This is a genomic window from Actinomyces sp. oral taxon 170 str. F0386, assembly GCF_000195595.1.
Classification (GTDB): domain Bacteria; phylum Actinomycetota; class Actinomycetes; order Actinomycetales; family Actinomycetaceae; genus Actinomyces.
In genome coordinates, this window is the sequence record NZ_GL882516.1 from 100,154 (window position 1) to 125,549 (window position 25,396).

The 25,396-nt window shown below is 69.8% G+C and carries 20 protein-coding genes; 9 read left to right on the top strand and 11 right to left on the bottom strand.

Going from position 1 to position 25,396, the window contains the following annotated elements; translation table 11 throughout:
* Positions 1-551: 551 nt before the first annotated feature.
* Both HMPREF9056_RS02540 and dinB read right to left on the bottom strand, forming a co-directional pair.
* A complete protein-coding gene (locus HMPREF9056_RS02540; protein ID WP_034513480.1) occupies positions 552-965 on the bottom strand; it encodes a DUF3040 domain-containing protein in 414 nt (137 codons plus the stop codon).
* A 150-nt stretch (positions 966-1,115) separates the two neighbouring features.
* Positions 1,116-2,369, bottom strand: coding sequence for a DNA polymerase IV (gene dinB / locus HMPREF9056_RS02545; protein ID WP_009402484.1), 1,254 nt, complete (start codon positions 2,367-2,369; stop codon positions 1,116-1,118).
* 151 nt (positions 2,370-2,520) lie between these two features.
* Here dinB and HMPREF9056_RS02550 point away from each other — a divergent pair, with 151 nt between their 5' ends.
* Positions 2,521-3,357: a spermidine synthase gene (locus tag HMPREF9056_RS02550; protein ID WP_157184989.1), complete on the top strand. Its 837-nt coding sequence runs from the start codon at positions 2,521-2,523 to the stop codon at positions 3,355-3,357.
* Positions 3,358-3,393: 36 nt separating this feature from the next.
* On the opposite strand, the gene HMPREF9056_RS02555 is transcribed toward HMPREF9056_RS02550, so the two are convergent.
* Complete coding sequence (locus HMPREF9056_RS02555; RefSeq protein ID WP_009402488.1) at positions 3,394-4,332, bottom strand: PAC2 family protein; 939 nt, start codon at positions 4,330-4,332, stop codon at positions 3,394-3,396.
* Between the two features lie 475 nt (positions 4,333-4,807).
* Here HMPREF9056_RS02555 and HMPREF9056_RS02560 point away from each other — a divergent pair, with 475 nt between their 5' ends.
* The 3 genes from HMPREF9056_RS02560 (at position 4,808) to HMPREF9056_RS02570 (ending at position 11,385) form a co-directional block, all read left to right on the top strand.
* Positions 4,808-7,486 carry an AAA family ATPase gene (locus HMPREF9056_RS02560; protein WP_009402492.1) on the top strand — a complete coding sequence of 893 codons (2,679 nt, stop codon included), beginning with the start codon at positions 4,808-4,810 and terminating at the stop codon, positions 7,484-7,486.
* Between the two features lie 155 nt (positions 7,487-7,641).
* Positions 7,642-9,534, top strand: a complete 1,893-nt coding sequence (locus HMPREF9056_RS02565) for an AMP-binding protein (RefSeq protein ID WP_009402494.1) — start codon at positions 7,642-7,644, stop codon at positions 9,532-9,534.
* A gap of 66 nt (positions 9,535-9,600) precedes the next feature.
* A complete protein-coding gene (locus HMPREF9056_RS02570) occupies positions 9,601-11,385 on the top strand; it encodes an AMP-binding protein (protein ID WP_009402496.1) in 1,785 nt (594 codons plus the stop codon).
* A gap of 38 nt (positions 11,386-11,423) precedes the next feature.
* On the opposite strand, the gene HMPREF9056_RS02575 is transcribed toward HMPREF9056_RS02570, so the two are convergent.
* Positions 11,424-11,870, bottom strand: coding sequence for a pyrimidine dimer DNA glycosylase/endonuclease V (locus tag HMPREF9056_RS02575; RefSeq protein ID WP_009402497.1), 447 nt, complete (start codon positions 11,868-11,870; stop codon positions 11,424-11,426).
* Between the two features lie 15 nt (positions 11,871-11,885).
* Positions 11,886-12,782, bottom strand: a complete 897-nt coding sequence (dapA, locus tag HMPREF9056_RS02580) for a 4-hydroxy-tetrahydrodipicolinate synthase (RefSeq protein ID WP_009402499.1) — start codon at positions 12,780-12,782, stop codon at positions 11,886-11,888.
* Between the two features lie 311 nt (positions 12,783-13,093).
* Here dapA and HMPREF9056_RS02585 point away from each other — a divergent pair, with 311 nt between their 5' ends.
* A complete protein-coding gene (locus tag HMPREF9056_RS02585) occupies positions 13,094-13,837 on the top strand; it encodes a GNAT family N-acetyltransferase (protein ID WP_009402501.1) in 744 nt (247 codons plus the stop codon).
* A gap of 42 nt (positions 13,838-13,879) precedes the next feature.
* Here HMPREF9056_RS02585 and dapB read toward each other — a convergent pair whose 3' ends face one another.
* Complete coding sequence (gene dapB, locus HMPREF9056_RS02590) at positions 13,880-14,632, bottom strand: 4-hydroxy-tetrahydrodipicolinate reductase (protein ID WP_009402502.1); 753 nt, start codon at positions 14,630-14,632, stop codon at positions 13,880-13,882.
* Positions 14,633-14,776: 144 nt separating this feature from the next.
* On the opposite strand from dapB, the gene HMPREF9056_RS02595 reads away from it, so the two are divergent.
* Both HMPREF9056_RS02595 and HMPREF9056_RS02600 read left to right on the top strand, forming a co-directional pair.
* Complete coding sequence (locus HMPREF9056_RS02595; RefSeq protein ID WP_009402506.1) at positions 14,777-15,205, top strand: MarR family winged helix-turn-helix transcriptional regulator; 429 nt, start codon at positions 14,777-14,779, stop codon at positions 15,203-15,205.
* Positions 15,206-15,538: 333 nt separating this feature from the next.
* Positions 15,539-16,024, top strand: a complete 486-nt coding sequence (locus HMPREF9056_RS02600) for a YbhB/YbcL family Raf kinase inhibitor-like protein (protein WP_253269904.1) — start codon at positions 15,539-15,541, stop codon at positions 16,022-16,024.
* 22 nt (positions 16,025-16,046) lie between these two features.
* Here the strand turns inward: HMPREF9056_RS02600 and HMPREF9056_RS02605 are convergent, their stop codons facing one another.
* On the bottom strand, positions 16,047-16,709 hold the full coding sequence (locus HMPREF9056_RS02605) for a TetR/AcrR family transcriptional regulator (protein ID WP_009402514.1): 663 nt from the start codon (positions 16,707-16,709) through the stop codon (positions 16,047-16,049).
* 122 nt (positions 16,710-16,831) lie between these two features.
* Between HMPREF9056_RS02605 and HMPREF9056_RS02610 the strand changes: the two genes are divergently transcribed.
* Entirely contained in the window at positions 16,832-17,728 is an 897-nt protein-coding gene (locus tag HMPREF9056_RS02610; RefSeq protein ID WP_034513483.1) for an oxidoreductase, read from the top strand.
* 249 nt (positions 17,729-17,977) lie between these two features.
* Here HMPREF9056_RS02610 and HMPREF9056_RS02615 read toward each other — a convergent pair whose 3' ends face one another.
* A complete protein-coding gene (locus HMPREF9056_RS02615) occupies positions 17,978-19,384 on the bottom strand; it encodes a pitrilysin family protein (RefSeq protein ID WP_009402518.1) in 1,407 nt (468 codons plus the stop codon).
* Between the two features lie 185 nt (positions 19,385-19,569).
* Complete coding sequence (locus HMPREF9056_RS02620) at positions 19,570-21,942, bottom strand: polyribonucleotide nucleotidyltransferase (RefSeq protein WP_009402521.1); 2,373 nt, start codon at positions 21,940-21,942, stop codon at positions 19,570-19,572.
* A 428-nt stretch (positions 21,943-22,370) separates the two neighbouring features.
* Between HMPREF9056_RS02620 and fucO the strand changes: the two genes are divergently transcribed.
* The gene (gene fucO / locus HMPREF9056_RS02625; RefSeq protein ID WP_009402525.1) at positions 22,371-23,522 is read left to right on the top strand and encodes a lactaldehyde reductase; all 1,152 of its coding nucleotides are present in this window, start codon (positions 22,371-22,373) and stop codon (positions 23,520-23,522) included.
* Positions 23,523-23,608: 86 nt separating this feature from the next.
* Here fucO and rpsO read toward each other — a convergent pair whose 3' ends face one another.
* Positions 23,609-23,878 (bottom strand): 30S ribosomal protein S15, encoded by a 270-nt coding sequence (rpsO, locus tag HMPREF9056_RS02630; RefSeq protein WP_003786006.1) that lies wholly within the window; start codon positions 23,876-23,878, stop codon positions 23,609-23,611.
* Between the two features lie 228 nt (positions 23,879-24,106).
* On the bottom strand, positions 24,107-25,132 hold the full coding sequence (locus tag HMPREF9056_RS02635; RefSeq protein WP_009402526.1) for a bifunctional riboflavin kinase/FAD synthetase: 1,026 nt from the start codon (positions 25,130-25,132) through the stop codon (positions 24,107-24,109).
* Positions 25,133-25,396: the final 264 nt, after the last annotated feature.

Genomic DNA, 25,396 nt, shown 5'->3' on the forward strand with positions numbered 1-25,396 from the left:
GAGCCACCTCCTTCCCCTCGACGACCCAGTGAACCCCACCCTACTCCACTTCCCTCCCTTTTCTCCCACCCCTTCTGAGCGAGCGCATCACAACTGCGCATCAGCGACGTGGACCATCGAGCGGAACACTCTCGTCTTCCGTTGAGATCACGCCCATTACGAGCGGGCTCAAGTGCGGTGGAGGAAGATGGAGGAGCAGTGGAGGGAGGTGTTCGCCACGACGTCCTCGGCGTGGTGGATACACAGGAAAAAAACAGACTCTGTTCGGGCTGCACGCAGACTTCCGGCGCCTCCGAGTACCGGCACGGAGTCTGTGCGGCCTGCATGGAGTGCCGCGCCCCCTCCGACGACTCCTGGAAGGTCCTGAGAACTCGGGGAATTCGATAGGGGCTGGAGCACCCTCGACGAACTCAGGTCCTGTCCCGGGCGGGTGAGCACCGGGACAGGACCTGCCGAACCGGGACCTGTGGTGGGAAGTGGTGGTGGAGGGATGTGGAGACTCAGTCTGAGGCGACGCCCTCGAAGACGGCGATGGCATCAGGTGGGGGCGGTCAGTCCTCTGCGTCGCGGCGGCGCTCCCAGCGCTCGGACTGGCGATCCATGAAGGAGGAGCGCTTCTTCGTGCCGCTCTTACCTTGACCGGTCCTACCACCCTCGGCGGAGGACTGGCGCGAGCTCGAGCCGCTCTCGACCCGGGTCAGGGCCATGGCCACTCCGGCGACGGCCACGAGGAAGCCGGCCACCCCCAGCAGGATGGAGACGAGGTTGTGGCGCACCGAGACCCCGGCGATGAGAAGCGCCAGACCGATGAGGACCAGGGCCACGCCGCCGCCGATATGGCGCGGAGAGGGGCGTGAGAGCCGACGCTCCTCGCGCTGGAGCGTCTGCGCCAGGTCGGGGTCGTCCTGGTGGAGCTGCGACTCCAGGTCCCGCAGGACCTGCTGCTCTCGCTCTGACAGTGCCATCATGCTCCTTGCTTCCGGGCGGGGCCGGGGATCTGCGCCGTAGTTGCCAGGATAGGCGCTGTGAGGGCTCAGGAGAAACTCGTAGGGCGCTTCACCTGGGATCCGTCGGGCTCGGCCGGCTCGACCAGGTACCTGCAGGGCCGGCGGTCCTCACCCCTCTTCCCCACGACGGGACTCCTGGGCGGGTCCTGTCCCGCCTCCCAGGAGACTGGCCGGTGCCAGCGCCCCGCTACCCCATCTGCGGCGCACGGCGTCGGCCGCCCGCTCTGAGGCGCCACGTCGGGGGTCCTCGTCCAGGAGGAGCTGCACGCCATCGTCAGGACGCAGAAGGCCTTCGACCCGCACACCCAGGAGTCGGAAGCCGCCTGCCGGTGAGGGCAGGGCCGTGTAGAGCGAGGAGACGGTCTCCCAGATGTCGTGGGCGAGGTCTGTGGGAACCGCCAGGGTGCGTGAACGGGTGACGGTGGTGAAGTCGGCACCTCGGGCCTTGAGAACGACGACGCGGCAGCGCAGATCCGCCGCGCGCAGTCGGGCGGCGCACTGGTGGGTCTGGTCCAGCAGGACCCTCCGGGCGTGCTCGCGGTCGGTGACGCTGTCGAAGAAGGTGGTCTCGGTGCCCACGGACTTCTCCTCGCGCACCGGCTCCACCCGGCGGGGGTCGACGCCGTGGGACAGCTCGTGCAGATGACGTCCAGCGGCCCGGCCAAGGATCTTCTCCAAGTGGCGCACGTCGGCCTCCGCCAGGGTGCGAACGTCGTTGATGCCCCACCTCGCCAGGACCTCCTGGGTCCTGGACCCCACGCCCCACAGGGCCCCGACCGGAAGCAGGTTGAGGAAGTCCCGGGTGGCGCCGGCCGGGATGAGGAGCAGCCCGTCGGGCTTGGCGTGGGACGAGGCGAGCTTGGCGACGAACTTGGTGGAGGCGATGCCCACCGATGCCGGCACCCCCACGCGGCGACGCACCTCGGTGCGGATCCACCTGCCGATGGTCACCGGGGAGCCCAAGCGGCGTCGGGCCCCGCTCACGTCCAGGAAGGCCTCATCGATGCTCACCTTCTCCAGAACGGGAGTGACCTCCGCCAGGACGGACATGACCTGGGCCGAGACCTCGGAGTAGCGGCCATGGCGCACGGGCAGGACCACGGCCTGGGGGCAGCGCCGGGAGGCCTCCGCCATGGACATTGCCGAGGAGACGCCGAAGACGCGGGCCTCGTAGGAGGCCGCCGAGACGACACCCCGGCCGTCGCGACCACCGACGATGACGGGACGGCCGACCAGCTCGGGGTGCTCGAGGAGCTCGACCGAGGCGAAGAAGGCGTCCATGTCAACGTGGATGATGGGAGCAGCGGAGTCGTCATCTCCCCAGGAACGGCGCGCGGCCTGGGAGCGAGGAGCCCTGCTCATCTCCACCTCCTCAAGGGATTCGCATACTCAACCGACGAGCCCTGTGGCGCGGCGTGACCGCCAGGTGCCCCTGCTCAGCCGACTGATTGCCCCGAGCACCTGAGGACGACGGCTGAGCCTGTCTCCGTCCCCCTCAGGCTACCGTGGACCTGTGACACGTAAACGCAGGACCTCCAGCGCCCCGGGGCTCGCCGACCTGCCCTCCGGACCGGTGCGAACCTCCTTCGCCACCGCAGAGCTCGTGGCGCGCGACTCCGGTGTCCTCCTCATACTGGATGGTGCGGAGTCCTCCTTCCTGGACCTGCATGATCCGACCCACCTGGACTTCGAGTACCACCAGCAGATGGATGCGGTGCTCACAGCGCTGCGAGGCGAGGGCGGCCCCGTCAGGGCTCTTCACCTGGGCGGGGCGGGCTGTGCCCTGGCCAGGGCGTGGGACGCCAGGCGCCCCGGCTCCCAACAGCTCGCTGTCGAGATCGACGAGATCCTGGCGGCCCGGGTACGCGTCTGGTTCGACCTGCCCCGCTCCCCCAGGCTGCGCATCCGGGTCGGTGACGCCGCTGAGGTGGTGGGCGAGTTGCGGCCCGGCCAGTGGGACGTCATCGTGCGGGACGTGTTCAACGGTGGGAGCGTACCGGCGACCTGCCGGAACCGGGCGTTCCTGTCGTCGTGCCTGGAGGCGCTCGTGCCCGGTGGGCTGCTGCTGGTCAACACCTCCTCCACGCCCCGCACCCAGGCCGGAGCCGAGATCGAGGCGCTCACTCAGGCTCTTGAAGGCGATGCCTCCGGCCTGGCGATCGTCGCCGACCCGGCCACGATGCGCGGCAGGCGTCGGGGCAACCTGGTGCTGGTGGCCCGCCGCGAGCCCTTCGCAGCCGCAGAGCTCGAAGAGATCGAGCGCGCGGTGCGCCGCCTGCCGCTACCGGTGCGCACCTGGTCCCCGGGCGACGCCGCGGTACCTCATCCCGAAGGCGGGTCATCCCGTTAGGCGCAGCAGCAGAGCCGAGCACCCGGCCGGACCCGATCAGCCTCCGCGGCCGGGGTTCCAGCCCTGGGGTCCCAGGTCGCCGGAGTCGTTGGCCTCCAGGAAGGCCTCGAGGCGAGCGCCGATCTCGTCGGCGCTGGGAAGGTTGAGGACCGGCGCGGCCGTGTCCACCTCACCGGTGGCGATCCGGGGGGCCATGGCGTCGTACTGAGCCTCCAGAGCGGACACGACGGCGCTGACCTCCGGCTGCTGGGCTGCCTCGGCGTTGATCTCGGCGCGGTTGATGTTGGCTGCGGCCTCCAGGTCCCCCACCGGCAGGGCCAGGCCTGTGGCCTGCACGACGGCGGTCAGCAGCGCCGAGGCGCCCTGCGGGAACTCGTCGCGAGCGACGTAGTGAGGGATCGCCGCCGAGACACCCCGGGAGTCCAGCCCCAGCTCGCCCAGCCGCAGCTCGAGGTAGGCCGACATCGAACCGGGCAGCTCGACGTGGCCGAAGAGCTCGGGCTGGTTGGGCAGCAGATCCGGCTGACTGCCGTGGTGGTGGACGTAGGTCGGGCGCGTGTGGGGCACGGCCATGGGGATGCCGCTCATACCGACTGCCTGGCTCACGCCCATGGAGACGGCCAGGTGGGCCACGGCTCCGACGAACTCGTCCCAGCGGTAGTCCGGCTCACTGCCGTGAAGCAGCAGAAGGTCCTCGCCGTCGTCGTCGTGGAGGAGATCCAGGACCAGCTCGGGCATGACCACGGAGGAGTAGGTGTTGTGGACGAAGGTCATCGTGGGGCGCCGTGCTCTGTAGTCCACGAGGGCGTCGATGTCGAAGGTCGCCAGACGCTCGCTGGGCAGCGTCATGAGCAGCTGATCGACGGCCAGGGCACCGGCGTTGCCGGCGTCCATGGCGCCCTCGAAGTGGTGGATGAGGACCCTCGGGGAGATCGGCTGATCCGCGGGGTGCTGGATGGTGAACAGTGGTCTCACGAGCCCGTCTCCTCCTGTCTGGTCCGCCCTCCCGCCGCCCGGGCCGGTTCGTACGCTCGCCACCCTACTGCGGGAGTGGGTGGAGCCGACGGCGCCGGAGAGGGGAGTATATGTGTCGTGCAATGGTCTCGGTTCGGTACTCGGCGTGGTCCCGTATCGGTCCTGTCTCGGTTCGACCTCGGTCGGCTGACATCGGCTCGATGGCGAGATTCGGCGTTTTATCAGGATTCGTCCGGGTGAGTGCCCGGGAACAGCGGATAGCGTCCTCGGCACTCCTGCCAACACCTTCTGGTTCGTCGATGTTCCCGCCCGTACCGGGTTCAGGCGACGTGTTCGCCCTCGGCGTCCCCACCGGGGCCTCAGCAGGAGAATAATGGGTCGACCGTACTGAAGCCATCACCGACCCCAGTACCTGTCAGCGTCAACCAGTGCCAGTGAGCGCCCCTTGCGCGCCAACCGACCAGAACCCGAACCGATGCGAGGCTTTGTGAGTCAGACGATCCCCTCCACCTCACCGCAGTCCCAGCGGGAGGCACGTCAGCGGTCAGAGGATGATGCGAGAGACGACGCGGGCAGCGTCCGCGAGCGCGAGGTACGCGGTGAGCAGGAGGTCGTCGACCTCGCCTACAGCGAGCTGGACCGTCAGCTGGCGCAGGCCCGCCGCTCCCTGGCCCGCACCGAGGCCCAGGGCGTCAGCGGCACGCACCAGTCGCGTGGGGAGCGGGACGCCTACGCCGTGCACTACTCGTCACTGGTGTCCTCGCTGGAGGGGGTCGAGGACCGTCTGGTCTTCGGACGGATGGACATGAGCCGGGCGCCCGACGACACGGCGCGCCTCGGAGGTTCCGGGAACGGCCCTGGGCCCGCCTGTGGAAGCACCCCTGGAGACGCCTCAGCGCCCTCCCCCGGCTCGGGCCGGGGCGTGGGCAGCTCGTCGCCGGTCACCGACGGCGGAAGACGCCACTACGTGGGCCGTATCGGGCTGCAGGACGCTCAGCACCGTGAGGTGATCCTGGACTGGCGCGCTCCCCTGGCCCGGGCCTTCTACCAGGCCACGGCCTCCCACCCCATGGGGCTGGTGCGCCGTCGGCACATCGACACCCGGGCCCGCCAGGTGCTCGGAGTGGAGGACGAGGTCCTGGACCTCACCGCCCTGGAGACGGGCGGTGCCACGGCGGGCTCGACCGGGTCCGCCGTGGCCGCCGGTGAGCTGCAGGGCGAGGGGGCTCTCATCGCAGCGATGTCGACGGCCCGCGACGGCAGGATGGGTGACATCGTGGCCACGATCCAGGCCGAGCAGGACCGGATCGTCACCTCCTCGGGGCGGGGCGTGCTTGTGGTCCAGGGCGGTCCGGGGACGGGTAAGACGGCGGTGGCGCTGCACCGGGTGGCCTACCTGTTCTACTCCGAGCGCGAGCGCCTGGAGCGCTCGGGCGTGCTGCTGGTGGGCCCGTCGCGCACCTTCCTGCGTTACGTGGAGCAGGTGCTGCCCTCCCTGGGTGAGACGGGTGTGGTCTCCACGACCATCGGCGACCTGGTTCCAGGGGTGCGGGCCACGGCGCAGGAGGACGCCCGCGTCGCCGAGATCAAGGGGCGCGCTCTGTGGGTCAAGGCCCTCGAGCGGGCGGTACGGGGCCTGCAGCGAATCCCCGGGGCCCCGCGCGAGATCGAGGTCCAGGGGGTGCGCCTGTCTCTGGAGCCCAGTGACGTGCAAGAGGCGGCCTCACGGGCTCGGCGGGGCGGCAAGCCCCACAACCTGGCCCGGGAGGCCTTCGTGCTGTGGCTGCTGGAGCGTCTGACCGACCAGTACGCGGCGGCCACGAACCAGGATGCCTCGGACGCCGACACGCGCGCCTGGATCCGCGAGGACATCCGTACCGCCCGTGACGCCCGCCGGGAGATCAACCTGTGCTGGATGCCGACGACGCCCCAGGGGCTGCTGGAGCGGCTGTGGAGCCGGCCCACCCTCCTGGAGCAGGTGGCGCCGTCCTTGAGCGAGCAGGAGCGAGCCCTGCTGCACAGGGACCCGGGAGGCGGGCTGACGGCGGCGGACGTCCCGCTCATTGATGAGCTGGCCGAGCTGCTGGGTCCCAGTGAGGACGCTCAGGCCTGGCGCGCCCGGCTGGAGGCCCGACGCCGCGAGGACCTCGTGGCCTACGCAGCCCAGGCCATCGAGTCCCAGGACCTGGGTGACGGGATGGTCAGCGCCGAGATGCTCGCCGACCGGGTCTCCCAGGGCGGCCCCACGCTCACCCTGGCCGAGAGGGCACGAGCGGACCGGACGTGGACCTACGGGCACGTCGTCGTCGACGAGGCCCAGGAGCTGGGCACCATGGCCTGGCGGGCGCTGGCGCGCCGCTGCCCGGTGAGATCCTTCACGGTAGTGGGCGACCTGGCCCAGTACTCCGGGCCCCACGCTCCGGGCAGCTGGGGCGAGGTGCTCACGGCTCTGGGGACGGCGCCGACTGAGGACGGTGGACGATCCCGGTCCCAGTCCCGGCACCGGGCCCGTTCACGCTCCCGGCAGGGCAGGCAGTCGAGGAGCTCGCGCGGCGGGTCGACCCCGCTGCGCGAAGAGGCGCTGAGCGTCTGTTACCGCACCCCGGCCACGATCATGAAGGTCGCCGAGGAGACGGTGACGCAACTGGGTCACCCGCCGGTCTACCCCGTGCGCTCGGTGCGCGATCTGCCCGGCTGCCTCGAGATCACTGAGGCGGCGAGCGAGCCGGCCGCGGCGCAGACACCGAGTGGCTCGACCGCTGAGGACTGCGTCGCCTGGGGCCAGGCTCTGCGCGAGGCGGTGGCCCAGGAGGCGGCCCGTCTTGACCGGGAGGTGGGCAACGGCGTCGGGCGTATCGCGGTCATCTCCCCCTCACCTGGCCGCACCGAGGCTCTGCTGCGCGAGGACCAGGCCCTGGCCGCCGCGATGGAGGCGCCCGGTGGGGACGTACTGCGCTCGCGACTGCTGGTGGTCAGCCCGGTGCTGTCCAAGGGTCTGGAGTTCGACGTCGTCGTGCTGGTGGATCCGGCTGACATCGGTGAGCGCAGCGCGGGTGACCTGTACGTGGCGATGACCCGTCCCACGCGCCGTCTGCGGGTGGTCAGCCGCCTGCCTCTGCCCACGGGGCTCGGTGAGCGCCCCAGCGCCCGGTGAGCGGGATCGCACACGATCGTCGGCGTCACTGACGACACAGGTTACGCCACCGTAGGTTACGGTTGCCCTGACCTCTCGCCGTCGCGCTGCAACGCTCACGGCGGGCAGGACCTTCCCGACAGGGGAAGGCACACGGCAGACAAGGGGGAAGACCCATGAGTGCTCCACGCACGTCGGCACCCGCACCAACCCGCGACGCCGCATCGGCGGCCGGCTCACACGCCTCCAGGGACGAGGCCTTCGACGCCGTCTACCGGCAGGCCGGGGTGCCCTCCACGATTCCCACGGTCAGCGAGCCCCTGTCCTGCATGCTGCGCGACGCCGCCCGGGACCACCCGGAACGGGTCGCCCTGGACTTCCTGGGTGCCACCACCACCTACTCCCAGCTGGAGACCCAGGTGGCTCGGGCCGCCGAGGCGCTGCGGGGGCTGGGGGTCGGGCGCGGAGACGTCGTCGGGCTCATTCTTCCCAACTGCCCCCAGCACGTGGTTCTGGCCTACGCGGCCTGGCGCATCGGGGCGATCATCGCCGAGCACAACCCGCTGGCACCAGCCGCCCAACTACGCGAGCAGTTCCACATCCACCGTGGGCGCGTCATCATCGCCTGGGAGAAGACCCTGGAGCGCCTCGTGGCGGCGGTGGGATCCCTGGAGGCTGCGGGTCTGGGGGGATTGGGCGTGTACTCGGTGGACCTGTCCCGCCACCTGCCGCTGCGCAGTCGCCTGGCCCTGAGACTGCCGGTGGCCGCCGCCCGCACCCAGCGCCATGAGCTGCGCGGCAAGGTGCCGGCCGGCGTGCGCTCGTGGGACGACCTGGCCGCATCCGCCACCCCCCTGGCCACGGGCTTCCCTCTGCCGGGCGTCTCCGAGGCGGCCGCGCTGCTGTACACCGGTGGGACGACCGGCACGCCCAAGGCCGTGTGCCTCAGCCACGAGAATCTGCGTTCCAACGCCGAGATGTCCCTGGCCTGGGCCTCGCGCACCACGAGCGTGGGCAAGGAGACGTTCTACGCCGTCCTGCCCTTCTTCCACGCCTTCGGCATGTCCCTGTCGCTGCTGTGCGCGGTGGGGCTGGCCGCCACGCAGGTGGTGCTGCCCAAGTTCGGGGCGGACCTGGTGCTGGCCGCCTGGAAGCGACGACCGGCCACCTTCTTCCCGGGGGTCCCGGTCATGTTCGACCGTCTGGTGACCCGGGCGCGGGCCACGGGCGCGAACCTGTCCTCCTGCAAGATCGCCGTGTGCGGGGCGGCCCCGAACCCGCTGGCGGTGGCCCAGGCCTGGGAGGAGGCCACCAGCGGTACCATCATCGAGGGCTACGGCATGACCGAGTCCTCCCCCATCATCCTGGGCAACCCGATCTCGCCGGCGCGCCGGCCCGGCACCCTTGGGGTGCCCTACCCCTCCACTCAGGTGCGGCTGGTGGACCCCGAGAACGTCGAGCGAGAGGTGGCGCCCGGTGAGGTCGGCGAGCTGCTGGCCCGCGGTCCCCAGGTCTTCACCGGCTACTGGGACAACCCCGAGGAGAGCGCCGAGGTGCTGCTGGACGGGGGCTGGCTGCGCACAGGAGACCTGGTGCGCCAGGAGGAGGACGGCTTCTACGTCATCGCCGACCGCCGCAAGGAGCTCATCATCTCTGGGGGGTTCAACATCTACCCCACGGAGGTGGAGGCCGCGGTCCGCTCGATGCCGCAGGTGGAGGAGGTCGCCGTCGTCGGGCTGCCGGCCGAGGCGGGCAACGAGTCCGTCGTCGCCGCGATCCTCCCCAAGGAGGGCCAGACAGTCACTCTGGAGCAGGTGCGTGAGTGGGCGGCCAAGAACCTGTCCAACTACGCCCTGCCCCGCCAGATCGCGATCCTGACCGAGATGCCCCGCTCCCAGATCGGCAAGGTGCTGCGGCGCGTCGTGCGCGAGGAGCTCCTGGCAGCCCGTGAGGCGGCCTCCGGGGCGGCAACGGCCGCGGCCGTCTCGATCGTCGAGCACTTCCCCGGCAGGAGCGAGCGCAAGGACAACGGTCAGCACGGCAGCAGGAATGACCAGGGCCCCCACTGAGCTGAACGCTTCAGAGGGTCGCAGGCACCCACCGCCAGTACCGAACCACCTCACATCCCGACGGACATGAGCAACAGCAGCACCGACACCGGCGCCCCGACGCAGCAGGCCACCGAGGACTACCGCCACTACCTGCGCCCTCACTACCAGCCCGGCGTCCCAGCGGCGGTCGAGATTCCCGACGCCCCCTTGAACGAGCTGCTGGAGACCGCGGCGCGCTTCTACCCCGACCGGGTCGCCATCGACTTCCTGGGCGCCGCGATGACCTACCGCGAGCTGCTGGAGGCCTCGGAGCGCGCGGCGCAGGTGCTGCGGACCTCGGGCGTGCACAAGGGCGACCGAGTGGCTCTCATCACGCCGAACTGTCCGCAGCACGTCGTTGCGCTCTACGGCGCCCTGCGCATCGGGGCCATCGTGGCCGAGCACAACCCGCTGGCGCCCGCCGAGGAGATCCGCTCCCAACTGGACGCTCACGGGGCCCGCGTCGTCATCGTGTGGGAGAAGGGCATCGATCTCATCACGGATCCCGTCACTGGTCCGCGCGCTGGCAGCGATCCTCTCAGGGGTCGCACGGTCTTCAGCGTGGACCTGTCGGCGGCGATGCCGGTGCGTCTGCGTGCAGCGCTGCACCTCCCGGTGGAGCGGGCCCGCCGGCAGAGGGCTGCTTTCCGGGCGGAGGGCCTTCCCGTCGGTGTGCGCTCGTGGGACAAGGAGGTGGCCGGTGCTCATCGGATCCCCTCGCGCTTCCCCTACCCGGCCGGTTCCGACGTCGCGGTCCTGCTGCACACCGGCGGGACAACGGGCACGCCCAAGGCGGCGATGCTCACGCACGCGAACCTGCGGGCCAACGCCAACCAGGCCATCGCCTGGGTGCCGATGCTGCACGAGGGCGGGGAGAACTTCTTGTGCCTGCTGCCCTTCTTCCATGCCTTCGGGCTGACCTTCAACCTCTTCTGCGCGGTGCAGAAGGCGGCCACCCAGGTGATGCTGCCCAAGTTCTCGGTGGATCAGGTGCTCGCCGCGCACGAGCGGCGTCCCTTCACCTTCTTCGTCGGCGTGCCGGTCATGTTCGAGCGGATCCTCAACGGCGCCCAGAAGCGGGGCACGAGTCTTGACACCTTGCGCTACGGGGTGTGCGGGGCGGCCCCGATGCCGCCGGAGGTCGGGGCCCGGTGGGAGAAGGCGACCGGCGGCTTCTTCGTCGAGGGCTACGGCATGACTGAGACAAGCCCGATCGTCACGGGCACGCCCATGGGGCCCTCGCGCCGCCTGGGGGCGCTGGGCCTGCCCTTCCCGTCCACGGACGTGCGCGTCGTGGACCCCGAGGACCCGGATCCCGACCGGGAGGTGCCCGACGGCGAGCCGGGCGAGCTGCTGGTACGCGGCCCGCAGGTCTTCGCCGGCTACTGGGAGGACGAGGCGGCCACGCAGGCCGCGATGCTGCCGGGTGGGTGGCTGCGCACGGGTGACATCGTGCGTCGCCAGGACTCCTTCCTGTGGATGGCAGATCGCAGGCGCGAGCTGATCCTCACCGGTGGCTTCAACGTCTACCCCAGCCAGGTGGAGGCGGCGATCCGCTCCCTGGAGGGCGTGGCCGACGTCGCTGTGGTGGGTCTACCCGACGGCGCCAGAGGCGAGCTCGTGTGCGCCGCCGTGGTTCTCGCCGAGGGAACTGCGCCGGACTCCGTGACTCTTGAGGCGGTGCGGGAGCATGCCGAGCGGACGGTCCCGCGTTACGCGCTGCCGCACCGCCTGGAGGTCATTGAGGAGATGCCCCGATCCCAGATCGGCAAGATCCTGCGCCGCGTCGTGCGCGAGCGGGTGCTCACAGGAGCCTCAGAAGAGGACTAGCCGGTGCGACACCGACTACCCCTACGGCCTCCTCAAGGCTACGGAGTCAGCGCCCGCTCCCAGGGCTCGACGTCGCCGGGGACGACCCGGAAGATCGGGTGCGCCTCAAGACTCTCCGGCAGAGGCAGGAGATCCGGGGCGCGCCCGGTCAGCTTGGCCTGAAGGTGTCTGCGCTCCAGGTCCATCTGGCCCTCGGTGACTGTCAGGCTGACGCCGACGCAGTCCGGCTCGGGCACGTCGATGCGGGAGGCGTCGAAGCGGTAGCCGCGCCGTACGGCCTCCTCGCGCAGCCCCCACAGGTAGGCTCCTACCGCCACAGCGGGAGCGAGCGTATTGGGGGCGGCTCGGAAGCGCTCGAGCTGGGGATGGTTGCGGTAGCCGCGGGTGCGTCCGGCCAGGACCGCCTGGGCCAGCAGCGATTCGCGCCAGCAGGCCACCAGGCCCGCACGGTCCAGGTGGCGCGGGTGCAGCGACCACATGCGCATGGCGGGCGCCGGTTCTTAGAGCAGCCCGGAGGCGGCCAAGACCTCGCGCAGGGCGGCGACCTCGGCCTCCTCGGCCCGCACCAGGGGCAGGCGCAGGGCGGGGCTGGGCAGGCGTCCCTGGAGGTGCAGGGCCTCCTTGGCCATGACGGCCCCCTGCCCGCCGCCCATGATGGCGTGGACCAGGGGACGCAGCCTCCGGGCGAGGGTGCGGGCGCTGGCCAGGTCACCGGCGTCGACGGCGGCGATCATCTGGCGCCAGGAGTGGGCGTCGGCGTGGGCGGCCACTGAGATGACGCCGGAGGCGCCGTGGGTGAGCCAGGCGAAGTTGAGGCCGTCGTCGCCGGAGTAGTACTCCAGGCCGGTGGACTCCATGCGCCGGAAGCCCTGCTCGACGTCGCCGGTGGCGTCCTTGACGGCCTTGACGCGCGGGTTCTCAGCCAGGCGGGCCAGGGTCTCCTCAGTGATCTTCACGCCGGTGCGCCCGGGGATGTCGTAGACCACGACCGGGAGGTCGGTGGCCTCCACGACGGCGTTGATGTGCTGGTAGACACCCTCCTGGCTGGGGCGGTTGTAGTAGGGGGCGTTGATGAGCAGGCCCTCGGCGCCGGCCTCCTGGGAGGCCACGCCGATGCGCACCGCGTGGGCGGTGTCGTTGGAGCCGGCGCCGGCCATAACCATGGCGCGTCCGGCCAGGGCGTCCTTGACCTGGCGGATCAGCTCCTGCTTCTCGGGGGTGTGGGTGGTTGGGGACTCACCGGTGGTGCCCGACAGGAGGATCATGTCGGCGCCGTCGTCGACCAGGCTGACCGCCAGGGCACGGGCGGCATCGAAGTCGACCTCCCCGTTGGGCGTGAAAGGGGTGACCATGGCGACGCCGACGGAACCGAAGCTGCGGGAGGGGACTGCGCTCATGGTGCCACCCTAACGCGGGCCGGGCGCACGGAAGATGCGTTCTCACGATCTGTCGGATAGGCGAGCGGACAGCCTACAAGCCGATTATGTCCGAATGGGACGACTTTGAAGTCTCCGTCCCCTACCAATGCCGGGTCGGGACCCCTCCGACCTGCACAAACGCAATTTGGCTCCGTGAGACGACCCAGTCAAGATCGTCCCGTACGGACACTTTCCCGCCATACACCTTGCCACCGAGCGCTCTCCAGGCCTTATGCCCATGGCGCCCGAGCCTCCAACACCGACATGCACAACGGTCCTAGGCTCAAGTCATGGACTCCTCGACCCCCGCAAGCTTCTCGCCTTCCGGCAGCCGGGACGACTCCGTTCTGGGCGCCGATCCGCTGGCCGGACTCGGCTCCGACCTGGACGCGCGCGCACCGCACCAGCACTCCCCAGGCGCTCACGACCCGCATGATCACGACGGCCCCCAGGTACCAGGGGGCTTCGTGCGCCCTGCCCGGGCGGAGGACCTGGCGGCGATAGGTCGGGTCCAGGCCGCCACCATGCTCGCCTCCCTGGAGGCCGGGCACACCGCCGAGCACGGCGCACCATTGCCCGAGGGCGTGCGGGCGATGATCGCCGCCCCCGTCATCGCGGCGGGCTGGGAGACGGCGGTGGCCGAGCCGCCCTCGCCCCAGCATCACGTCCTGGTGGCGACCACCGCCGGGAGCGAGGCCGAGGAGCGGACGGTGGTGGGCCTGCTGGGCCTGGCCCCCACCCGGTCCATGGACGCCGAGGGGCACGTTGATGAGGCCGGGGTGCAGGCCGTGGAGGTCACGGCGCTGGGTGTCGCGCCCGCCGACCAGCGCCGGGGACACGGCTCCAGGCTCCTGGCCGCGGCCGTGGACCTGGCCCGTCAGAACGGGGCCAGGGCGCTGGTGGCCTGGGCGGTGCGCGGGGACGAGTCGGTCAGCCGACTCCTGGCCTCGGTCGGCATGGCTCCCACCGGGGCCCACCGGGTTCTCGGCGTCGGCGAGGGCATCACCGAGGACTGCTGGGCGGCCTCGCTGTAGACGCTGTTCGGCTCCCGACCGGTTCCCGCCTACTCCCCCGCTTCAGAGGTCGAGCAGTGCGTCCAGGCCGACGGTCAGGCCGGGGCGGCTGGAGACCTGCCGCACGGCGAGGACCACGCCGGGCATGAAGGAGGCCCGATCGAAGGAGTCAGTGCGGATGGTCAGCTGCTCACCGGGGTTGCCGAGCACGACCTCCTCGTGGGCGGTCAGCCCCCGCAGGCGCACGGCGTGGACGTGGACGCCGTCGACGACGGCCCCGCGAGCGCCGTCGGGGTCGGTCTGAGTGGCGTCCGGCATGGCACCGAGCCCGACATCGGCGCGGGCGGCGGCGATGCCCTGGGCGGTGGCGACCGCGGTGCCCGAGGGGGCATCGACCTTATTCGGGTGGTGAAGCTCGATGACCTCGGCGGACTCGAAGTAGGGAGCGGCCTTCGCGGCGAAGCTCATGGCCAGCACGGCGGACAGGGCGAAGTTCGGGGCGATGAGGACGCTGCGACCGGCGGCCTCGGTCCGGGCCAGGTGCTCGCGGACGCGCCCGTAGGACTCCTCGTTCCAGCCGGTGGTGCCCACAACAACGTCCACCCCGGCGTCGAGGAGGGCGTGAACATTGGCCTCGGTGACGCTGGGAACGGTGAAGTCGACGGCGACATCGGCGCCCGCCAGGTGCTCGGCATCAAGGGCGTCCCCCACGTCCAGGCGGGCCACGAGCTCAAGACCCTCGGCATCCTGGACCGCCCGGCAGACAGTCGATCCCATGCGCCCGGCGGCGCCCACAACAGCTACGCGAATCGTCATGGCCCCACCATAGCCACCGGCTTATGCGCGAAGCGAGGCTCAACAAATATTGGATGACCCCTCACGGACCATGAGCCTCAGCATCATCAACCAACCATCATCACAAGTACTTGTTTTAATACAATTAAGTGTTATGCTCGCGACATGGAATCCATGGACCGACTACTCCCTCACCTGCGTCTAACATCCGAGGCCAGCCAGAATGCTAAGGATCGAGCAATTCTCGACAGCGGCCTGACCAAGGCCCAGTACAACGCCCTGATCATGCTGCAGCGCAGGGACGAAGCCACCGCGTCGCAACTGGCACGGGACTGCAACATCTCCCAGCAGGCCATGAGTCAGACCGTCAAACGGCTCAGGGAGGCGGAGTTCATCACCCTCCAGCCATCTCCGCACGGCGGCAGGGCGCTGGTCCTGCGGCTGACCGAACGCGGAAGAAGCAGCCTGGCAGTAGCAGATAAGAGAGTTCGCGCGCTGGAGCGTTCACTACAGGAAGCAGGCACTCCGCTTGCCGTTAACGACCTCATCAGAGCCCTGGATCGGATTCGCGAAACCGCAGAGTCGTTTGTCTGAATTATGAGACAGATGTTCATATAAAGAGACACCCCACCTATGGTTGAGGCCATGCGAAACGCTCTCAGTCCCACCTCAGACCATCTCGCCGCCCCCAGTGACGACCCCCGTCTTCTCAGTCGGCTCAACAGGCAGACACTCAAGGAACCTCGTCTCCGCAGACACCAACGGATGAGCATCGGCTGCATCGCCCTCCTGTGCTGCGCCGCCTGCTCCCCTCACTCCGCACCTGATACGTCCACCTCTGCAGCGGCAACGACGTCGGCGACCGCTTCAGCCGCCTCAGCGTCGGACGATCCTTACGAGAAGCTGCCGAGAGTGCCGAGCCTGTCTGTGAGCAGTCAGACCCTCACGGATGGGGCGCCCCTGCCTCGAGCCCAGATGTCGGGCACCTTCGGGGTTCCGGACGGTCAGGACCAGTCCCCTCAGCTGGAATGGAGCCCTGGACCCGAGGGAACCAAGAGCTATGTCGTCACCATGTATGACATTGACGCACCGACCGGCTCTGGGTTCTGGCACTGGGCGGTGCACGGCCTCCCAGCCTCCACCACTACGCTGCCGGCAGGTGCGGGTGACGCCGGCTCGACACTGCTTCCCTCTGGAGCGGTTCAGATCCCGAACGACGCCGATATGCCCCAGTACGTGGGTGCTGCCCCTCCCAAGGGCGACTCGCCGCATCGGTACTACTTCACCGTGACCGCTCTCGACATCGAGCAGCTGCCGGAGTCAGGCACCGTCACCCCCGAGATGCTCGGCTTCACGATCAGTACCCACACTCTAGCCCGCGGTCACCTCATGGCGACGGCCGCCCCGGCTTAGACAACGGCCCAACCGGGATTCCTCACGCCTTCGGCCCTCGCAGCCCTTGTGAGTCAGAGCTCGTGCACCCCAGCAGACCGGGGCGGATGAGCTCGAGCCAGCGCCGGCGAACCTCGACAGAGCCATCGCCGGGGTAGAAGACCATGAGGATGTAGAGGTCGGAGACGGTGAGGTCGGGGCGCAGCCTGCCGCTGGCCCGCCCCGCCTCGATGAGGTGCTCCAGTGCCTCGGTGGCGCGGGTCTCCGGCTCGGCGTACTCCACCTCAGCTCCCAGTGCCCGCGCAACAACCTTGACGGTGTGACTCCGGGCGATCATCTCCAGGGCCCGCTCCAGGAAGCCCAGAAGCTCCTGGTCGACATCGGCCCGGCCGGCATCGACGCGTTCCCAGGCCTTCTGAGCATCGTCAGCCAGAGTCTCGACGTACTCGTTGACCACCGCCGCGAGCAGGTCCGCCTTGTTGGGGAAGTGCCGGTAGAGCGTCCCCACGGCAACGCCGGCCACCCGAGCGATCTCCCCCATGGCGACCTCAGCGCCCTGCTCGGTGACCAGCTGCTTGGCGGCCTCCAGGATGGCGGCCCGGTTGCGCACCGCGTCGGCACGCCTTACCGAGCGCTCCGAGGTCATGCCGCTCGTCTCCGTCACCGTCCCGTCCCGCTCGACCACGTCATAGGTACCCCGAACCATCCTTCTCCCTTTCCTCAGGCCTACTCGGTAGCGTGCCGAGCATCTCACTTGCACAAACATGAATACATGTTCATGATAGTACCTGAACAATGATTCATGTTACCGAGAGGACATCTCAGACGATGACCACCACCACGCCCGACCAGGCCACCGCCACTAAGAGCTCTCCTGCCAGCTCGGCAGACCACGGTGCGACCCGCACCGCACTCGTCACCGGCGCCTCCTCCGGCATCGGCGAGAACACCGCCCGCAAGCTCCAGGCGCTGGGCCACGTCGTCTATGGTGCGGCCCGCCGCACCGACCGCCTCCAGGCCTTGACCGCCGACGGCATCCGCCCACTGGCCATGGACGTCACCGACAACGCCTCCATGAGCGCCGGTGTGAACCGCATCCTTGAGGAGGCCGGCCGCATCGACGTCCTGGTCAATAACGCCGGCTACGGCTCCTACGGGGCCATCGAGGACGTCCCGATCGACGAGGCCCGCCGCCAGTTCGAGGTCAACGTCTTCGGCCTGGGTCGCCTCACCCAGTTGGTGACCCCGCACATGCGCACCCAGGGCACGGGCACCATCATCAACATCTCCTCCATCGGCGGGAAACTGACCACACCGCTGGGCGGCTGGTACCACGCCACCAAGTACGCCGTCGAGGCCCTGAGCGACGCACTGCGTATCGAGCTGGCCCCTTTCGGGATCGACGTCGTCGTGGTCGAGCCCGGCGGAATCCGCACCGAGTGGCACACGATCGCCGCCGACCATCTGGAGGCCACGGCCGAGGGCAGTGCCTACGCCGACCAGATCAGGGCCGTGGCCGGAGCCATGCGCAGCGAGTCGAACCAGCGGCGCTACTCCCCGCCGGAGGTCATCGCCCGTACCGTCGGCAGGATCGTCACCGCCCACCACCCCCGGACCCGTTACGCCGTGGGATTCATGGCCAAGCCACTCATCGCCGCACGTCGCATCCTGCCCGACCGCGCCTTCGATCAGCTCATCGGTGCCGCCTTCGGCTTCCGTCGCTGACCGAAGGCCATACGAACCTGTCAGCACCAGGGGCCGATGCCTGGAATCAGCCCGTTGGTGTCCAGATCGGTGACAAAGGACCTTCAGTTCCCAGAGCGCACGCTGAAAAACCTTGGAATCATGCGGTTACTCACCGTCGGGATGAGAGCGATCCGAGCCTTTGTCACCAATGTGGACACCCTGCCCCTCTTCTGGCTTCCGGCGGTGCTCGATGAGCGGGTCATGGGCCCCGTCGGTTGTCGGCTACCGTCAGTCGACCGGGCCCACGAGGATGCGGGCGCGCTTCTGGTTCACCAGCCAGGCAGCCATCTCCCTGACCTCCTCGGGGGTGACGGCCTCCAGGCGGCGCAGGTTGTCCTCCATGGAGCGCAGGCGCCCGGTGACGACCTCGGCCCGCCCCAGGCGACCCATGCGCGCCAGGGAGTCCTCTCCCCCGAGCACCATGGCCCCGCGCAGCTGGCCGCGGGCGCGCATCATCTCCCGCTCGGTGACCCCGCTCTCGGCGAGCTTCTCGAACTCACCGATCATGACGGCGCACACCTCGTCGACGTCGCCGGGGGCGCAGCCCGCATAGAGCCCGAAGGCTCCGGCGCCGGCGTAGGAGGTGTCGAAGGCGTAGGTGGTGTAGGCCAGACCCCGCTTCTCGCGCACCTCCTGGAACAGGCGCGAGGACATGCCGCCGCCCAGGATGGTGGTGAGCACGCTCATGGCCCAGCGCCGCTCGTCGCGCACGGCGATGCCCTGACAGGTCAGGTACAGATGGGTCTGCTCGCTCTCGCGCGGGACGGTGATGTCGTGGACGTCCAAGGGTGCGAAGGACTCGATCTCGAAGCGGCGCTCGCGCGGGACGGCGTCGGGTGAGGCGTCCCAGCCGGCCACGGCCAGGTCGGCCAGGACCCGCTCGCAGACCTCCTCGTGGTCGACGGCGCCGGCAGCGGCCACCACGAGGGTGTCGGAGGCGTAGGTGCGCTTGTAGTGCTCCCACACGGCATCGCGCGGAACCACGGTGACGGTCTCGTTGGTGCCGCCGATGGGTCGGCCCAGCGGCGTGTCCTCGCCGAAGGCGGCGCGGGCGAAGGCCTCCTGGGCGACGTCGGCTGGATCGTCGGCGGCGTCGGCGAGCTCGGAGACGATGACGCCGCGCTCGGTCTCGACGTCGGTCGGCTCCAGGAGGGAGGAAGCCACCATGTCGGCGAGTACGTCGAGGGCCTGCATGCTGTCCGGGGCGAGCACGCGGGCGTAGTAGGACGTGTGCTCCTTGGATGTGGCGGCGTTGGACTCCCCACCGATCATGTCGAAGGCCTCGGCGATGTCGTGAGCGTCGCGGGAGGCGGTGCCCTTGAACAGCAGGTGCTCCAGGAAGTGGGTGGAGCCCTCCTGTCCCGGTACCTCGTCGCGGCTTCCGACACCGAACCACATGCCGATGGAGGCTGAGCGCAGGCCTGGTACCGACTCGGTGATGACGCGTACCCCTCCGGGCAGGATGGAGCGGCGGGTGAGCGCCCCGTCGTCGTGCAGGGTCAGCTCGGTGCCGTCACGGCCGGGCCGCCCGCGCCGCAGCTCCACCTCGGCGTAGTCGGTCGGGCTCGAGGACTCCCCGGTCGCGGGGGTCGAGGAGGACTGAGAGGCCGCCGGCCGGGCTGATCCGGCTCGCATGTCTGGGTTGGTCACCCGCGAAGACTAACGGGCTCCGGGGCCCACTGTCGTTCCCACGTACGGCCGCGCCCTGCCGCGCGCAGCGAACGCACTGCCCCGATGACGACGGTGTCCCCGCCCGATCCAGGGGATCGAACGGGGACACCGTGAATACGCGTCAGTCGGCTAGCGCCGCTGAACAGGGCTCACTCCCCCTCGGAGGAGTCGGCGCTGCGCATCCGACGGCGGCGCGGGCGGCGCTCGCGACGCGGCTGCTCACCGTCGCCGTCCTTGCTCTCATGGCCCTCACGCTCACGGCGCGGGCCGCTCTCGCGGGAGGCCTTGCGGGCAGCCTCACCCTCGGCCTCGGCGGCCAGCTGCTCGTCGGTGAGGACCGCGTGCAGGCTCAGCTTGCCGCGCTGGTCGATCTCGGCCAGCTCGACCTGGACCTTGTCACCCACGTTCAGGACGTCCTCGACGTTCTCCACGCGCTTGCCGCCGACGAGCCGGCGGATCTGGGAGATGTGGAGCAGGCCGTCCTTGCCGGGGGTCAGCGACACAAAGGCGCCGAAGGTCGTGGTCTTGACCACGGTACCCACGAAGCGCTCGCCGATCTCGGGCATCTGCGGGTTGGCGATGGCGTTGACGGCATCGCGGGCGGCCTCGGCCGAGGGGCCGTCGGAGGCGCCGATGTAGACGGTGCCGTCGTCCTCGACCGTGAGGTCCGCACCGGTGTCCTCCTGGATCTGGTTGATCATCTTGCCCTTGGGGCCGATGACCTCGCCGATCTTGTCCACCGGGATGCGCACGGCCAGGACGCGCGGGGCCGTGGGAGCCATCTCATCGGGGGAGTCGATGGCCTGGGCCAGGACGTCGAGGATGAACAGGCGGGCGTCGCGGGCCTGGCCGAGAGCCCCGGCCAGGACCTCGGAGGGCAGGCCGTCGAGCTTGGTGTCCAGCTGGAGGGCCGTGATGAAGTCACGGGTTCCGGCGACCTTGAAGTCCATGTCCCCGAAGGCGTCCTCGGAGCCGAGGATGTCGGTGAGGGTGGCCCACTTGGTCTCGCCGTCGATGACCTCGTGCATGAGGCCCATGGCGATACCGGCCACGGGCGCGCGCAGCGGCACACCGGCGTTGAGCAGAGAGAGGGTGGAGGCGCACACTGAGCCCATGGAGGTCGAGCCGTTGGAGCCCAGGGCCTCGGAGACCTGGCGGATCGCGTAGGGGAAGTCCTCGCGGGTGGGCAGGACGGGTACCAGGGCCCGCTCGGCCAGATTGCCGTGGCCGATCTCGCGGCGCTTGGGGGCGCCCACGCGGCCGGTCTCGCCGGTGGAGAAGGGCGGGAAGTTGTAGTTGTGCATGTAGCGCTTGTGGGTGACCGGGGAGAGGTCGTCCACCTGCTGCTCCATGCGCAGCATGTTGAGAGTGGTCACGCCCAGGATCTGGGTCTCTCCGCGCTCAAAGATGGCCGAGCCGTGCACGCGGGGCAGGACCTCGACCTCAGCGGCCAGGGTGCGGATGTCCTTCAGGCCGCGCCCGTCCATGCGCACGCCCTCGGTGAGGGTGCGGTGGCGCACGATCTTCTTGGTCACGGAGCGGAAGGCGGCCTTGAGCGCCTTGGTGTCCTCCTCGGTGGGGAAGGACTCGGCGAGCTCGGCCAGGACCTCGTCGCGCACGGCGTCGGTGGCCAGGTCACGGGCCTGCTTGCCCTCGGTGGCGATGGCGCCGGCCAGGCCGTGGGCCTCGGCGGCCTTCTCGACGGCGTCGTACTGCTCGTCGGAGTAGTCCAGGTAGAGGGGGAACTCGGCGGTGGGCTTCGAGGCGTGCTGGGCGACCTCGAGCTGGGCCTCGCACAGGGCCTTGATGTGGGGCTTGGCGGCCTCCAGGCCCTCGGCGACGACGGCCTCGGTGGGGGCCACGGAACCGGCGTTGATGAGCTCCCAGGCGTGCTCGGTGGCACCGGCCTCGACCATCATGATGGCCACGTCTCCGGACTCCAGGACGCGACCGGCCACGACCATCTGGAAGGTGGCGCGCTGCTGCTCGGAGTAGCGGGGGAAGGCCACCCAGTGCCCGTCGATGAGGGCCAGACGGGTGCCGGCCACGGGCCCGGAGAAGGGCAGGCCGGCGATCTGGGTGGACATCGAGGCGGCGTTGATGGCCAGGACGTCGTAGTCGTCGTCGGGGTGGATGGCCAGGACGGTCTCAACGACCTGGACCTCGTTGCGCAGGCCCTTGACGAAGGAGGGGCGCAACGGGCGGTCGATGAGGCGGCAGGCCAGGATGGCGGCGGTTCCGGCGCGGCCCTCGCGACGGAAGAAGGAGCCGGGGATGCGTCCAGCGGCGTACTGGCGCTCCTCGACGTCCACGGTCAGGGGGAAGAAGTCGAACTGGTCCTTGGGGTGCTTGCCCACCGTGGTGGCGGACAGGACGGCGGTCTCACCGTCGAGGTAGGCCATGGCGCTTCCGGCGGCCTGCTTGGCCAGGCGGCCCGTCTCGAAGCGCACGACGCGCTTGCCGAAGGAGCCGTTGTCGATCACTGCCTCGGCGGCAGTGACCTCGGGGTCGTCAATGAACATGAAGTCTCTTTCTCGCGATCGTCGTGCCGGGTCCGTGGCCTTCGATCGAGGCCCACGGACCCGGCCTCGTCCGTCGTCGGGTCGCCATGATCCGACGACGCGGGCGCGGTTCCGGAGGCCACCACCGAAAACCGACGGGGCCGGCAGCTCTCCGGGTCTCTTCCCGGAGGCAGGGCTGCGGCTCCCGCGCTCTCCTCACCGGTTCTCACACTCAGGAGAGCATCAACGAGCCGTGATGAGCACCGCAGGGCAGCCGCGCAGAGTCTATCGTGCGCGGCCTCATGATGCCGATCGTCACCGCCGGGCGCCACGTGAGATGGAACGCGCGGAATCTTGAATTCTGGACCGGGCCCGCCCAAGCGTGACAAAGTATCCACCAATGACAGGACGGAGCAGTTCTGTCCCCTCTCTTCTCAGGAGCGTCAACGATGACCCACCGCATGATCTTCAACCAGACCGGCTACTTCGGCAGGGGCGCGATCACCCATATCGCCCCCGAGATCGCCCGCCGGGGCCTGACCAAGGTCTTCATCGTCACCGACCCGGTCCTGGCCGACAACGGCACCGCCGCCCGAATCACTGACCTGCTCGACGAGGCCGGTATCGGCTGGGAGGTCTTCTCCGACGTCGCTCCCAACCCACCGATTGAGAAGGTCCAGGCCGGTCTGGCCGCCTTCCGAGCCTCGGGCGCCGACGTGCTGATCGGCCTGGGCGGCGGCTCGCCCCAGGACACGTGCAAGGCGATCTCGGTCATCGCCACCAACCCCGACTTCGAGGACGTGCTGAGCCTGGAGGGCCTGTCCCCCACCACCCGGCCGGGGGTGCCGATCATCGGCGTACCCACGACCGCGGGCACGGCCAGCGAGACCACCATCAACTACGTCATCACCGACACCGCCAAGCAGCGCAAGTTCGTGTGCGTCGACCCCCACGACATCCCTGTCCTGGCCATCGTGGATCCTGACCTCATGGACGCCATGCCCCGCTCGCTCAAGGTCGCCACCGGGCTGGACGCCCTCACCCACGCCATCGAGGGCTACATCACGCCGGGTGCGTGGGAGCTCTCCGACGCCCTGTGCCTGCGCTCCATCCAGATGATCGCCGCCAACCTGCGCGCCGCGGCCGACGGGAACGCCGACGCCGTCGAGCAGATGGGACTGGCTGCCTACATCAACGGCATGGCCTACTCCAACGTCGGACTCGGCCTGGTCCACGGCATGGCACACCCGCTGGGCGGGCGCTACAACGCCCCGCACGGGGTGGCCAACGGGATCCTCCTGGCCCCGGTCATGGCCTTCAACGCCGAGCACACCGGGGAGAAGTACCGCGACATCGCCGAGGCCTTCGGAGTCGCCGGCGCCCGAACGATGCCGCTCGACGAGGCGCGCGTCGCCGCCGTGGAGGCCGTGGCCCAGCTGACGCGGGACCTGGGCAACCCTACGCGGCTCTCCGAGGTCGGGGTGGAAGCCGACGGCGTCGACGCCCTGACCGATGACGCCTTCGCCGATGTGTGCACGCCGGGCAACCCGCGCCCCGCGACCCGCGAAGACATCAAGGCGCTCTACACCTCACTGCTCTGAGTGTGGGCGAAGCACCCCATAAACGCCGTGCGGCCCGGCTCCCCAGGACGGGAGCCGGGCCGCACGACTCGCGGCTGTCAGCGCGCTCAGCGGCGGATGCCGAGGCGGGCGATGAGGGCACGGTAGCGCTCGATGTCCTCCTTCATGAGGTAGTCGAGGAGACGGCGACGCTTACCGATGAGCAGATAGAGGCCACGACGCGAGTGGTGATCGTGGGTGTGGCCCTTGAAGTGCTCAGTGAGGTTGGAGATGCGCTCGGTGAGAATGGCGACCTGGACCTCCGGGGAGCCCGTGTCACCCTCGTGGGTGGCGTACTCGGCGATGATCTCTTGCTTGCGCTCTGCGGTAACCGACATGCGGACTCCTTCGGGTCTCGTTGCACGGAGCGCCGGGGCAGGTTCTCCCGGGCATGAGGTATCCGTGGCCGATCGACGGCCCGCCAACCTTACCAGCGTCACTGCCTACTGATGACGTCGACGTCTGTGTGAACCGGCACAGCTCCGGGGCAGAAGCGGGATGCGTCGGCACCTCCGCGGCGGTCGCAGGCCCGGACGGCTCGACACGGAAGGCCACGGCTGCCGCAGCTACTGCGCGGTGACGTCCTCGGGACGGATCGGCTCGGGCACCGGGACCTCCAGGATCCGGGCGGTGTCCTCGATGTCGGCGCGCATCTGGACCAGGAGCGGGTCCAGTCCGTCGAAGGCCAGCATGGGGCGCAGACGCTCGACGAGCTCGATCCCGATCTCCTCGCCGTAGAGGTTGAGGTCGGCTCGCCCCAGGACGTGGGCCTCGACCGTTCGCCGGGGGACGTCGTCGAAGGTGGGGTTGGTTCCGATAGAGATGGCGGCGGGCAGCCGCTGCCCGCCTCCGTCGGCGCCGCCTCCACGCACCAGCCAACCGGCGTAGACGCCGTCGGGCGGCACGACGCCGGCGGTGGCGGCCTCCAGGTTGGCAGTGGGGAACCCGAGCTCGCGCCCGCGACGCAGCCCCCGCACGACGACGCCGCGCAGACGGTGAGGACGGCCCAGGACCTGGCGGGCCTGCCCCATGTTGCCCTCCTTGAGGCACTGGCGGATCCAGGTCGACGACCAGCGCCGTCCCTCCTCCGAGCGGATCTTGGAGACGATCTCCACCGCGAAGCCGTCGGCCCGCCCGATCTCCTCCAGAGTGGCGGCATCCCCGGAGTTGCGACACCCGAAGCGCACGTCGTCCCCGACGACGACCGCCCGGGCCCCGAGCAGCCCCTCCAGCCAGGTGCGCACGAAGTCCTGGGGACTCTGGGTGGCGAACTCAAGGGTGTAGGTGATGACCAGGACGGCGTCAAGGCCGAGGTCCTTGAGGGAGGCCAGACGGTCGGTCAGGGAGGTGATGAGGGGCAGGTCCGCCTCCGGCTGGTGAACGCTGCGGGGATGCGGGTCGAAGGTGACCGCCACGGCCAGGGGCCGTTCACCGCCGCGGGCGAGCTCGTCGGCCAGCTCGACAACGCGTCCCAGGACCGCCTGGTGACCGCGGTGGACGCCGTCGAAGATGCCCATGGTGACCACGGCGCCCGGCCCGTCCGGTGCGCTCAGGCTCGCTGGCACCTGCTCGGCGCCGTACCAGACCTCCACTGTCGCTATCCCTGCTCTCGTCTGATCACGGGGCGTGCCGCACCCCTACCGGTGTCCCTGTCCACCCACCCCCGGTCCGCAGACGGGTCGGGGGAGGCTCGACGTGCGGGACAACCCTGCCACGGCGGCACCGCTCAGCGCGACCTCACCGCCGGGGACGCGCCAGAAGGACAGAGAAGGTTGATGAGACCGAGCCGGCGAGATGGTTCCGGACAGGCCGGCACCTCTGTCAGCCCTTCCGTGCGCCACCAGACAGTCAGGCAG

What these genes read in the sequence shown, in the direction of transcription:
- HMPREF9056_RS02540 (WP_034513480.1), bottom strand. Translation starts at nt 965, where the DNA reads ATGGCACTGTCAGAGCGAGAGCAGCAGGTCCTGCGGGACCTGGAGTCG.
- HMPREF9056_RS02585 (WP_009402501.1), top strand. Translation starts at nt 13,094, where the DNA reads ATGGACTCCTCGACCCCCGCAAGCTTCTCGCCTTCCGGCAGCCGGGAC.
- HMPREF9056_RS02620 (WP_009402521.1), bottom strand. Translation starts at nt 21,942, where the DNA reads ATGTTCATTGACGACCCCGAGGTCACTGCCGCCGAGGCAGTGATCGAC.
- HMPREF9056_RS02570 (WP_009402496.1), top strand. Translation starts at nt 9,601, where the DNA reads ATGAGCAACAGCAGCACCGACACCGGCGCCCCGACGCAGCAGGCCACC.
- HMPREF9056_RS02615 (WP_009402518.1), bottom strand. Translation starts at nt 19,384, where the DNA reads ATGCGAGCCGGATCAGCCCGGCCGGCGGCCTCTCAGTCCTCCTCGACC.
- dinB (WP_009402484.1), bottom strand. Translation starts at nt 2,369, where the DNA reads ATGAGCAGGGCTCCTCGCTCCCAGGCCGCGCGCCGTTCCTGGGGAGAT.
- HMPREF9056_RS02565 (WP_009402494.1), top strand. Translation starts at nt 7,642, where the DNA reads ATGAGTGCTCCACGCACGTCGGCACCCGCACCAACCCGCGACGCCGCA.
- HMPREF9056_RS02575 (WP_009402497.1), bottom strand. Translation starts at nt 11,870, where the DNA reads ATGCGCATGTGGTCGCTGCACCCGCGCCACCTGGACCGTGCGGGCCTG.
- HMPREF9056_RS02595 (WP_009402506.1), top strand. Translation starts at nt 14,777, where the DNA reads ATGGAATCCATGGACCGACTACTCCCTCACCTGCGTCTAACATCCGAG.
- rpsO (WP_003786006.1), bottom strand. Translation starts at nt 23,878, where the DNA reads ATGTCGGTTACCGCAGAGCGCAAGCAAGAGATCATCGCCGAGTACGCC.
- HMPREF9056_RS02605 (WP_009402514.1), bottom strand. Translation starts at nt 16,709, where the DNA reads ATGGTTCGGGGTACCTATGACGTGGTCGAGCGGGACGGGACGGTGACG.
- fucO (WP_009402525.1), top strand. Translation starts at nt 22,371, where the DNA reads ATGACCCACCGCATGATCTTCAACCAGACCGGCTACTTCGGCAGGGGC.
- dapB (WP_009402502.1), bottom strand. Translation starts at nt 14,632, where the DNA reads ATGACGATTCGCGTAGCTGTTGTGGGCGCCGCCGGGCGCATGGGATCG.
- dapA (WP_009402499.1), bottom strand. Translation starts at nt 12,782, where the DNA reads ATGAGCGCAGTCCCCTCCCGCAGCTTCGGTTCCGTCGGCGTCGCCATG.
- HMPREF9056_RS02610 (WP_034513483.1), top strand. Translation starts at nt 16,832, where the DNA reads ATGACCACCACCACGCCCGACCAGGCCACCGCCACTAAGAGCTCTCCT.
- HMPREF9056_RS02560 (WP_009402492.1), top strand. Translation starts at nt 4,808, where the DNA reads ATGCGAGGCTTTGTGAGTCAGACGATCCCCTCCACCTCACCGCAGTCC.